General features: G+C 50.8%; 13 protein-coding genes. 7 read left to right on the top strand and 6 right to left on the bottom strand.

What is annotated here, in order from left to right:
- Window positions 1-4: 4 nt before the first annotated feature.
- Both ABDW36_RS09645 and ABDW36_RS09650 read right to left on the bottom strand, forming a co-directional pair.
- The gene (locus ABDW36_RS09645) at window positions 5-1,639 is read right to left on the bottom strand and encodes a RagB/SusD family nutrient uptake outer membrane protein (protein WP_343701680.1); all 1,635 of its coding nucleotides are present in this window, start codon (window positions 1,637-1,639) and stop codon (window positions 5-7) included.
- A 10-nt stretch (window positions 1,640-1,649) separates the two neighbouring features.
- Window positions 1,650-4,763 (bottom strand): TonB-dependent receptor, encoded by a 3,114-nt coding sequence (locus ABDW36_RS09650; RefSeq protein WP_343701681.1) that lies wholly within the window; start codon window positions 4,761-4,763, stop codon window positions 1,650-1,652.
- Between the two features lie 505 nt (window positions 4,764-5,268).
- Between ABDW36_RS09650 and ABDW36_RS09655 the strand changes: the two genes are divergently transcribed.
- On the top strand, window positions 5,269-6,588 hold the full coding sequence (locus ABDW36_RS09655) for a DUF2851 family protein (protein WP_343701682.1): 1,320 nt from the start codon (window positions 5,269-5,271) through the stop codon (window positions 6,586-6,588).
- Between the two features lie 128 nt (window positions 6,589-6,716).
- Here ABDW36_RS09655 and ABDW36_RS09660 read toward each other — a convergent pair whose 3' ends face one another.
- The 4 genes from ABDW36_RS09660 to ABDW36_RS09675 all read right to left on the bottom strand — a co-directional run bounded on the left by ABDW36_RS09660 (window position 6,717) and on the right by ABDW36_RS09675 (window position 8,894).
- Entirely contained in the window at window positions 6,717-7,124 is a 408-nt protein-coding gene (locus tag ABDW36_RS09660; RefSeq protein WP_343701683.1) for an OsmC family protein, read from the bottom strand.
- A gap of 176 nt (window positions 7,125-7,300) precedes the next feature.
- Entirely contained in the window at window positions 7,301-7,825 is a 525-nt protein-coding gene (locus ABDW36_RS09665) for a hypothetical protein (RefSeq protein ID WP_343701684.1), read from the bottom strand.
- Between the two features lie 9 nt (window positions 7,826-7,834).
- Window positions 7,835-8,221, bottom strand: a complete 387-nt coding sequence (locus tag ABDW36_RS09670) for a hypothetical protein (protein ID WP_343701685.1) — start codon at window positions 8,219-8,221, stop codon at window positions 7,835-7,837.
- Window positions 8,222-8,420: 199 nt separating this feature from the next.
- Entirely contained in the window at window positions 8,421-8,894 is a 474-nt protein-coding gene (locus ABDW36_RS09675; RefSeq protein WP_343701686.1) for a helix-turn-helix transcriptional regulator, read from the bottom strand.
- Between the two features lie 145 nt (window positions 8,895-9,039).
- Here ABDW36_RS09675 and ABDW36_RS09680 point away from each other — a divergent pair, with 145 nt between their 5' ends.
- The 6 genes from ABDW36_RS09680 to ABDW36_RS09705 form a co-directional block, all read left to right on the top strand.
- Window positions 9,040-9,246, top strand: coding sequence for a hypothetical protein (locus ABDW36_RS09680; RefSeq protein ID WP_343701687.1), 207 nt, complete (start codon window positions 9,040-9,042; stop codon window positions 9,244-9,246).
- Between the two features lie 10 nt (window positions 9,247-9,256).
- Window positions 9,257-9,460, top strand: a complete 204-nt coding sequence (locus tag ABDW36_RS09685; protein WP_343701688.1) for a hypothetical protein — start codon at window positions 9,257-9,259, stop codon at window positions 9,458-9,460.
- A complete protein-coding gene (locus tag ABDW36_RS09690) occupies window positions 9,457-9,633 on the top strand; it encodes a hypothetical protein (RefSeq protein WP_343701689.1) in 177 nt (58 codons plus the stop codon). The genes ABDW36_RS09685 and ABDW36_RS09690 overlap by 4 nt, the downstream gene beginning before the upstream one ends.
- A complete protein-coding gene (locus ABDW36_RS09695) occupies window positions 9,630-9,932 on the top strand; it encodes a hypothetical protein (RefSeq protein WP_343701690.1) in 303 nt (100 codons plus the stop codon). The genes ABDW36_RS09690 and ABDW36_RS09695 overlap by 4 nt, the downstream gene beginning before the upstream one ends.
- Entirely contained in the window at window positions 9,925-10,110 is a 186-nt protein-coding gene (locus ABDW36_RS09700; protein ID WP_343701691.1) for a hypothetical protein, read from the top strand. The genes ABDW36_RS09695 and ABDW36_RS09700 overlap by 8 nt, the downstream gene beginning before the upstream one ends.
- A 37-nt stretch (window positions 10,111-10,147) precedes the next feature.
- Window positions 10,148-10,782 (top strand): hypothetical protein (locus ABDW36_RS09705; protein WP_343701692.1); only part of this gene is annotated, 635 nt, incomplete at its 3' end.

The following is a 10,782-nucleotide window of genomic DNA, read 5'->3' on the forward strand; positions in this document are numbered from 1 at the left end:
TTAACTATTTTGCAAGGTTCGGGTTCACGTTGATCTCGCTTTGAGGAATGGGCCAGGTGTAGTCAGCGGGCCTGAAAGCTTTTGAGGTAACATACCAGCGTTTGTACGGGTCTGTAATGTTGCCTTTTTTACGGGTCTTGACGGCGTTGGGAAATGGTGCTCCGTAAAAGTCGCCATTCAGCGTTGTGGTTGCTTCCTTCCAGCGGATGAGGTCCCAGTAGCGGATACCTTCAAATGCCAGCTCACTGCGCCTTTCCCGGCGGAGAACGGTGCGTAGCGCAGCGGGCGCTGTTTCCGTTACTTTGGGCAGGTTCACTGATGCGCGCCCTCTCACCTGGTTGATGGTGGCGTCCAGCAAAGCCTGGTCAATAGCCTGGCCGCTTTCCAGCTTTGCTTCCAGGTAAGAAAGCAGCACTTCCGCGTAGCGGATCACGGGGGTATTGCCTCCATAGTTCAGGAGGTTGGTGGATGCACTTTCGTCACATATCTTTTTCAGCCCGTAGCCGGTTTGTGTGGTTTGTTTGCCCGCGCCCAGCTGGTCAGGAGAATTGCTGGAATCGGGATGGGTGATATAGCGGAGGTTCTTGAAAGTATCTCCGTTGTAGATCACGCTGTAGCGCAGCCTGGGGTCCCGGCCCTTGCCAACGTCTTGCGGGTCATAGCGTGGATCGTTGTATGAAAACGGCGTTCCGTCACTGAACTCATAATTCTCCACAATGCTGCCAAGCGGGCAGAAGATATGCCAGCCGCCGGCTACCGCAGGGAAAAAATGCTGGTTCATGGCCACCGCCGCAAGGTTGTCGATATACTGCACGCTAAAGATGATCTCGTTGCTGTTTTCGTTAGAGGTCTGGAAAAGACCGGCATAGTCAGGGTCAATAATGTTGTCCCCGAAATCGATGATCGTTTTATAGGCATCAGCGGCTTCCCGGTATTTCCCTTCTGCCAGGTGAAGGCGCCCAAGGAAGGCCAGCACGGTCTGTTTGCTTACCCTGCCTCTCTCCGCAGGCGGAACATCACGGTGGCGCGGAAGGTCAGGAACAGCAGCATTGAATTCATCCGCCACAAATTGCACGATCTCCGCTTTGGGGGCCTTCAGTACGTTGTTGGCCTCATCCGGCGTGAGCGTTCTTTTTACCAGGGGCACGGAGCCCCAGAACTGTGCCATGTAAAAATACTGCACCGCGCGGAGAAAGCGCACTTCTGCAATGAACCGCTTTTTCGTTGCTTCGTTTATTTGTACTTTTTCCACGTTCTCCAGGAAATAGTTTGCACGGGCAATTTTGGCATAGCTGACAGACCAGTAGCTTTTCAGAATGTCGATGTTAGCCGTCAATGTGCCATTAGACAATTTGTTATAGGAAGAATTTTCCCCTCTGCGGTCATACGCATTGTCTGTGGAGAACTCCATAAAAAGTAAACCGGCATAAGACCACCAGTCACTGGGCACCACTTCCGTTCCGTTAAATTTGAGGTTGCCGCGGTAAACGCCTGTGAGCGCCAGCAAGGTGTTCGATTCACTTGTCCAGAAGTTGGCGCCATCGAATTTGTCCGTTGGCGATTTTTCCAGTTCTTTCGCGCATCCTGCCAGCAATGTTGAAAGCAAAGCTGCGCTTATTATTACATATTTCAGTTTCATGTTGCTGCAATTAAAAGGTAATGTTTAAACCAACCGTATAAGTGGCCAGGATGGGGTAGTAGCCGCCGCTTGAGTTGATCTCCGGGTCCCATCCCTGCCGGTACTTGTTCCAGGTAAGAAAGTTTTCCGCGTTGGCATAGATGCGCGCTTTTGCAATACCGGCCCTTGAAGAAACGTTTGCCGGCAGAGAGTAACCTATCTGCACATTCTTCAGGCGTACGTAGGAGGCGTCAAGCGTCCAGAAAGAAGACGTAAGGGTGTTGGGGGTACCGGAGTTGGAGATGATCTCCAGGCGCGGGTACTCAGCATCTCTCCTGGGGTTATCTGCCGTCCACCTTCCTTCCGCCTGCCAGCGCTGTATGGTGCCAAAGTTGTTGAACGCATATCCCGCATACGCGCTCAGCATACCTTTTACACCCGCCACGCCCTGTACCAGCACGTTCAGGTCAAACCCTTTGTACGCGCCGCCAAGGTTGAGGCCGAAGGTGTACTTTGGTATCTGGCTGCCCAGTATCACACGGTCATATGTAGCATCTACTTTTCCGTCGGGTACGCCATCAGGCCCGCTGATATCCCGGTAACGGACGTCTCCGGGCTGTGCGCCGGGGTTGATAGCCGTCATCGAAGGCCAGTTCTTTACATCTTCCGCATCTACAAACAGGCCGTCTGCCACGTAGCCGTAATACAGGTTCATAGGGTAACCGATGAAAAGGCTGCTGCCGTTCCCAACCAGGCCGTTCGGCTGTATCACGTTCCCTACGCCCAGGTCTTTTACCTTGTTGGTAGTGATGGTCAGGTTTGCACTGATATTGTAGCTGAAATTGCCCACGTTGTTCTGGTGGTCTGCGGTGAACTCCCATCCCCTGTTGGTCAGGCTGCCCGTGTTCTGCTGGGAAAGGTCAAAGCCCAGCACGGCGGAGACGCTGGCGGCAGGACTGTACAGGATGTCATATGTGTACCGGTCAAAGTAGGTTACGCCAATACCCAGTTTGCCATTGAAAAAGACGGCATCCAGGCCGGCATCGGCGGTACGGGTAGATTCCCAGTGCAGGTTGGGGTCTGTGAGCTGGGTGAGCGCAACGCCTGAAGTAATAATGCCGCCGAATGGGTAGTTGACCCCCGGGTTCAATGTGCTTTGATACGGGTAATAGTTCTGCACACCGTTGAGCTGCGTGTTCTGGTTGCCCAGAATGCCGTATGAAGCGCGGAGCTTAACGTCGTTCAGCCAGGGTACCCTGTTTTTCAGGAACTGCTCTTCCGTAATACGCCAGCCGGCGGCAACGGAAGGGAACAAGGCGTACTTCCTGCTGGAGGGGAAACGGGAGGAACCATCGTACCGCAGTGTTGCTTCCAGCAGGTATGTATGCTCATAAGCGTATTTGAAGCGGCCAAAGAGCGACTGGATAGCCCATTCTGTTGAGGTGCCGCTGTTTTTCTGATTGTCAAGCGCGCCTACGCCGATCTCTGTCAGGTCATTGCCCGGCAGCTTGTCACGCGAAGCGCCGAGCGCTTCGTTCAGGTTGTCTTCATAAGAAGCGCCTGCCAGCAAACCTATTTTGTGTTTATGGAAGGTTTTGTTGTAGTCTGCAAGCAGCTGGAGTGTTTTATAATAGTTGGTTTCCGTAGAGATGCTTAATGAATTAGGGCCCAGAGTCAGCGTAGGGTTCAGTGTTTGTGAGGCGCTGAAATCTTTTTGCCGGGCGTTCAGCTGACTGTAGCCGCCCAGTACAGACAAGCTGAGGTCTTTGATCACCTGCCAGTCTAGCCGCAGATTGGCATTGAGGTTCTGGCTTTTGTTCTTTGTGAACGATTCGGTTTCGAGAAAGGAAACGGGCGTGCCTTTTTGCACAACGCCAAGGCCGTAAGAACCGTCTGACAGTTTACCGGCATGAATGGCGGGATAACGTACTGCGGAACTGATAATGCCTGTCACGCCGTTCGCATCCAGTGTTGCCGGGGTGCCGGGCTCACGGGAATCTGCCAGGCTGGCTGCAATGCGTGTGGTGAGCTTCAGTTTGTCATTCAGTTCGTTGGTCAGGTTCAACCGGAAGTTGTAGCGGTTGTAGTTGTTTTTCACCACCAGCCCGTCCTGGAATAAATACCCGCCGGAGATATTAAACTGGTTCTTTTCATTACCGCCGCTGACAGCAATATTGTGGCCGGTCTGAACGCCATGCTTTGAAAACACGGCGCCAATAAAATCTGTGTTGGGATAGTTATCCGGGTCACTGCCATCTCTGAACTTCTGAATATCTGCTTCGGTATAGGATTGTGAGCTGGAAGCTTCATTGTACAGCGCTGCGTATTCCCATGAGTTCACCATATCCGGATAAGCTGTTGCGCGTTGAAAACCGGTATAGCCGTTGTAGTTGATCCGTACTTTCCCCGCTTTGCCGGATTTGGTGGTGACCAGCAATACACCGTTTGCTGCCCTTGCGCCATAAATAGCGGCTGAAGATGCGTCTTTGAGCACGGAAATGGATTCAATGTCGTTCGGGTCAATCTCGTTAAAAGAAGTGGTCTGAATACCGTCTACGATGATGAGAGGGGCGGTGCCTGCACCGAAAGAACCAACACCCCGAATGCTGATATTGCCGGAGCTGGCGCCGGGTTGGCCGGACCGTTGAATGACGGTAACCCCCGGCAGCTGTCCCGTGAGGGCGTTGGATACCTGCGGTGCCTGCCGGTTGTTCAGCCTTGAAGAAGACAGCTGCGAAACAGACCCGATAAGGTCTTGCCGCTTCTGCGTGCCGTAACCCACCACAATCACTTCGTTCAATTGCTGGTTGCTGCCCTGGAGCTGTACCAGCAATGTCCGTTGTTTGCCGGGCGCAACCTCCTGCTGTCTGAAGCCTACATAATTAAATACAAGAATACTGTTCTCATCTGGTACGCTGATCTCAAAGCGGCCATCTTCTCCGGTTGTTGTGCCGAGGCCGGTGCCTTTCACACGCACAACCACACCGGGAAGCACTTCCCCTTTTTCGTCCGTTACTTTTCCGGTAACCGTGAAATCGCGGTAGTTCCGGAAGTCTGCATACGCAGCTTTGCCGGGTATTATAACCGCCAGCAACAGCAAGAGGGCTGCTGCAAGGAATCCGGTACTGCTGAAATTTTGTTTCATAAATGTCTAATGTTTAAAAGAGAATAACTGGTGAGTATAGGCATAACAAGCCCCCGCGCTTGTAAGGCGCATCATAATAACAGGCAATACTTACCCGGCCCGGCGTTTCAGGTAATTATGCAGATCAATAAATAAAAGTTGTTAGCTACAGCACAGCATTGTTACAGCAGCATGCGTTCCTGTATCATTCGTTGGCTGGCCACAATTCACTCGGTTCATGGTTGTGCTTTTTAATTTGTTGGTTCGTACTTCCAAAGAAGGAGCTCCTGGAATTTCAAAATTAGAAATAAAATCCTAAAAGTCTACAATTTTAGTAGGGAATTAGAAAATTATTTTATCATTCTTTTGAAACAGGCCATAGTATTGTGTTTTAGTGCGAAGGGAAAATATTCACCATGATGTGAAAGACTACTTTGGGATGTATTGGCATCAGCTCTCATGTATGTTTATACATGTCGGTTCCTGAAAAAAGCGTATCTTAATTATACTTTAGTAATACTATTTTATGAATACTGTTAACCCGCTCTTCTCAGAGGAATTGCTGCAACATATCTGGCAATTCCGTCTTTTCAACCAGCATAACCTGGCTACCGTGAATGGCGAGCCTCTGTACGTGATTGATCCCGGGGAGCTGAACCGCCATGCAGGGCCAGACTTTACCGGCGCCCGCCTGCGTATAGGCGGCATGGAATGGGCCGGCAATGTGGAGCTGCATTACCGCACGTCAGACTGGCGGCGGCATGGCCACCACCGCAACCCGCGGTATGACAATGTGGTGCTGCATGTAGTGTTTGAGCATGATGTGCCTTTCCATACCGCGCCCTGCCTGGAGCTGCAGCCCCGTATTCCCAAGCTGATGCTGAAGCGCTACAAGGCACTGAAAGAAAGCGCTGCTTTTGTACCCTGCGCCCCGTTGCTGCACCGCGTGAGTGAAGATACCTGGCACCTTTGGAAGGCCCGGCTCCTGCACGCAAGGCTCCAACGCAAGGCGGATGTGCTGCGCGGCTGGTTGGAGCAAAGCCGCTGCAACTGGGAAGAAGTTTGTTTCCGGGCCATGGCGCAGGGGTTTGGCATGCCGGTCAATACAGCAGCCTTTCTGCAGCTTTCTTTTTCTATGCCTTTCATGGTACTGGCCCGGCAGCGTACCCACCTGCACCGGCTGGAAGCCTTGCTCTTTGGCCAGGCGGGCATGCTGGGCGGCGCCTTTACAGATGCTTACCCGCAGGAGCTGCAGCAGGAGTACAGGTTTCTGCAACATAAATACCGGCTGGAGGCTATTCCGGCTCACAGCTGGCAATGGCTGCGCATGCGGCCATCGTCCTTTCCCACCATCCGTCTTGCCTGCTTTGCGGCCCTGCTGCACAACAGTCCCCACCTGTTTTCACGCCTGCTGGAAACAGATAGCCTGGCGGAAGCAGAAAGCGTGTTTTTCGTAGAACCGTCTGCGTACTGGCGGCACCATTACCGCTTCGATATCCCGGCCGTGCGTACCAGCGGGCTGGGAAAAGGTACCGTACAGCACCTTTTTATCAATACCGTGGCGCCATTGCTGCATTTGTACGGGGACTATATGGGCCTGCCCCAGTACAAACAGCGCGCGCTGCGGTTTTTACAGGAGCTGCCGGCGGAAAATAACCGCGTGCTGCGGGGCTGGGCGGAAGAGCATGTAACGGCGGTCAACGCGGCAGACTCCCAGGCGTTGCTGCAGCTCAAACAGTATTACTGTGACACAAAAAACTGCCTGAACTGCGCCGTTGGCGAGCGTTTGCTGAGAGGAGAAGAAGTGTGGGCCTGCCGGGAAGGGGAGGAGGATGAGTGGATGTGAAAAGAAGAGGGGCTGACCAAAAAGGGTGGCGACGGCGCTGAGAATTGCGTAAACGAGCTTTTGCCTCCATCACCTACCCGAAAGAGGGGCATCCTTTTTAGTCAGCCCCTCCTGAACGTTGCTGATAACTACCAGTTAAAAGTTACGTTCTGTTTAATATCCGGGTGTACGCTTTCCGCTACGGGGCAGGTGTGGGCCACGTTTTCCAGTATTTTACGCTCTTTTTCCTCCAGCCCGTGGCCTGCGGGGAAATCAAATACGATGTTCACCCCGGTGATGCGGCGGGGTTCCGTGCCCATGATCTTTTCCACGCTCACTTTGGTGCCGTCTATATTCCAGCCCTTGTCACGCGCTTTGATGCCCATAATGGTCAGCATGCAGGAGCCCAGGGCGGTGGCTACCAGGTCACTGGGGGAAAAGCGTTCTCCTTTCCCGTTATTGTCTACCGGGGCGTCTGTTTCTATGACGGTGCCAGACCTCAGGTGGGTGGCGGTGGTCCTTAATTCTCCATTGTAGAGTATTGCTGATGTTTGCATGGCTGGTGTATTTTCTGTGCAAAATAAGCGTATTTACATCGAATGGGTAATCATAGATCATTTATTTGATATTCAGTTATTTCTAAGTGCTTATTCTTTTTAATTTGATTGTATTTTTATTTAAATGTTTGACTTTTTGTTTGACGCTTTAATTTGATGGAGGAGTATTATCACCCCTATCTCGCGTATGTAACGGACATGGGGTTTAAGCTATCAACAAATGATATTATTATATCAAATGCTTCTCTCGTCACGTATATTTTTGAGCTGTATTTTAAATCTTGGTAGGCTTGCTCAGTTTTCACATTACCAATTTGCAGTCCAATGGCACTAATGTATTCAGAGGAAAGCACCATAACGCTATCTTCCACTACGAGACGTAATTTGTAGTTAATCTGCTTTAAGGGCTTAGGTTCAGTAGTTATAAGCAGTAAATCTCGCTCTCTCTTGTCTATTGTATATCCAGCAGTTGTTAGTTTCTTGCTTATGAAATCAAAAAGTTCTTCGTTCGACTTGTCGAAGGTGGCCACTATTTTCGCGGCGCCTTTAAATGGTCTAATTGGCTTTTCGGTCGTTTTTTCTCGTTTATTTTTTGATAGCTTATCCAGTAGTCCTGGAGCATCATCATCAGGTGATGAGGACTGAGAGAAGGCAAAAAAAGGCACGAGTAAAATATACAGAATCAATGGTGCTTTCTTCATGTTTTACGTTTAAAAGGTCATTGCAATTGCGTTTCCGGTAATCTTAAACCTTGATTTAGATGTAGGTCGCCAGGCTGGTGCAGCCCTTGTTGCTGCATTTCCAAGCATAATAGCACCAACAAGCGTAAGAACGCCTCCGCTTGCGGTGACTATTTGGCCAATTGTGCGGCCACTATCGTCTTTTGTATTGGTTAATATAATTGTACCCCCGGCAAGCATTATGCCTCCCCCGCCAATCACGCTGGCCCCTGAGGCCATCTTTATGAAAGGGTTATTCCTTCTCTCTCTTAAAATTTCCATAGCCTTATTTTCATATTCTGTTGATTGCTTGCTCCGCTTTTGCGAAAAGCTAAGTAAGGGAAACAGGGCCAGTAGTGGGATTAAAAGTTTTTTCATAGTAGGAAATTGATAAAATTATTGTTAACAATATATTTGATACTGCAGTTTATCTGCGTAATGAACTTTATTTATCCACAGTGGGTAAAATGTTAACTACGCAGATACCCGGCGTAATGCAGGGATAAGTTTGTTTTTCCATTATACCTCAATTTTAAAGTGCAGATGATGAAAAGATTTACCGACAAACCAAAGCAACCTACAGCCCCAAAGATGATTGAATGTCTTTTATCCTATCTTCAACGCCCTGTTCGTATTGCTTCACCTCTTGGCTCACCTCGGCGCCCTTCTTCTTTGGGTCAATCAGTAAACGTACCTCAGCCAGACGGTACAACGTCTCAGATTGAAACGCCTCACTTCTTATCAACTGGGCTGTGACAAACTGCCTGAAATTCTTGATTATCTCCTTTTGAGCTTCCACCAGGTCTCGCAAGGCCTCTTTTTCAGGGTCTGCTGACAAATTCCTATTTACATTTTGTTTGTCAAATAGCTCGTTAGGGGAACTATCTAAAAGCGCTGCTGTTTTCTCCCGTACTTCCTCACCTATTCTGTCTTTTTTAAATAGGTAATTGAGGTTCTGCCGTGTCATTCCTAGCTTTTCGGCAAATTCCTGCACTTGCAAACCGCTCCCTTTTACAAGTTTTCTAAGCGTCTCCCCTTCGTTTTTTGACATTTTTCAAATAATTAGGTAAATATTTAGACAAATATTCTTTGTCAAATGACAAATATCATTTTACTTTGTACGTGTAATTGACAACAAAATTACGTCACGTGTACGAAAGTTGTACGCGTGAAAATACGCAAAATCCATAATACGTATGCTCACGGAAGATAAAAAGACTGAAATCAGGGCCCTGCTCTCCCAGGTCAACCTCTCCAAGATTTGCCGAGACAAAGGCCTGCGCCGGGCTACCGTGCTGGAGGCGCTTGCAGGGAAGAGCAAGAACGTGGAAGCGCTCAAGACGGCAGTGGATGAGGCCCGAAGGGTGGTAGAAGAGCGTAACGCTATCATTGAATCCCTTTAACCGCCTCAACATGACACCTAATCAAAAAATATCAATGGTATTGGCACTTCGGAAAATTGCCGATGAGATAGAGGCTGAGGCCCAGGCTGATATGAAAGGCCGGCCTCGCTCTTCTCGCAAGAGGAACAAGGTAGACCCGGTTGCCGACCTCAAAGCCCGCATCCTGGTTGGGGCATTGAAGCCTAAACAGATACGAAAAACAAAAATCGCATGAAACCAGATTTAACACCGATTGAACGCGAACTACTGCACGCCCTACTGCTCATGAAGGATGCCACAGAGTCATTGAAAGGCAAGCCGGAAGATTACATGCGGCTCGGCCGCGCGCAGCATGCGGCCCAGATTGCCGTGGACAAGGTACTCAAACCTGAAAACAAACAGCCATGATCGAGATCATTGACTACTCCCGCGAGGCCAACCCAGGCAGTGTATATGTGATATGGGACATGAACGGCGAGCCGCAGGAGGACTACGCACCCAGCGCAGCTGAACTACTGGAAACGCTGTACCTGCTGGGATACATCCACGACTATACTAGGCCAGATGGCGGCACCATAGACGTAGCCCTTATGATAGACGGCCGCAAACACTGGATAGAATGGGAGCGATGGCTGGCAGATGAGATAAGCGACACCCTCTGCAAAGATGTAATTAATCACCTATTAATACAGAAACACAATGCTTAATTGGCTCACTCTCTCCGACACCGCCTTACTCCGTGCGGCGGACTACATAGACCGCGCCGAGACTGCCCTGCAGGCTAATGACACCCTCGGTTACGAACGCCACAAGCTCAGCGCCATGCGCTACCAGCACCTCAGCAGGTATTGCATGCTCAGGATGCGGCGGATGTTCGGGATGTAAACACTCTCAGTATAAACCTTCAAATACCACTACTTACATGAAAAAGAAACTAGAAAAATTAACACCAGAGCAGGAAGCCAAGATGATTGAAGTCCGCGATTTCTGGCTCAACTACATTTTCTCCTGCTCTAACACCACCAACCGTGCCGCAGCCGCCAGGGCTATCTGCTGGTTGTACGAGTTCAGCAAGATGAAAGCACCGCAGCGCATTGTATTCGTGGACTCCCCTATGGGGGTGCAGTATGCAGTATCCCTATTCAAGGAGATGGCCAAGCTGAAGAAAGGCGAGCGTAGCGAGCCGGGGGCCAACGTGGGGGCCAACGTGGGGGCCAACGTGGGGGACAACGTGCGGGCCAACGTGGGGGCCAACGTGGGGGCCAACGTGCGGGCCAACGTGCGGGCCAACGTGGGGGACAACGTGTGGGACAACGTGGGGGCCAACGTGTGGGCCAACGTGCGGGACAACGTGCGGGACAACGTGCGGGACAACGTGCGGGACAACGTGGGGGCCAACGTGTGGGACAACGTGGGGGCCAACGTGGGGGACAACGTGCGGGCCAACGTGGGGGCCAACGTGGGGGACAACGTGCGGGCCAACGTGCGGGCCAACGTGCGGGACAACGTGCGGGACAACGTGGGGGCCAACGTGTGGGACAACGTGGGGGCCAACGT

Source organism: Chitinophaga sp. (assembly GCF_039596455.1).
Classification (GTDB): domain Bacteria; phylum Bacteroidota; class Bacteroidia; order Chitinophagales; family Chitinophagaceae; genus Chitinophaga.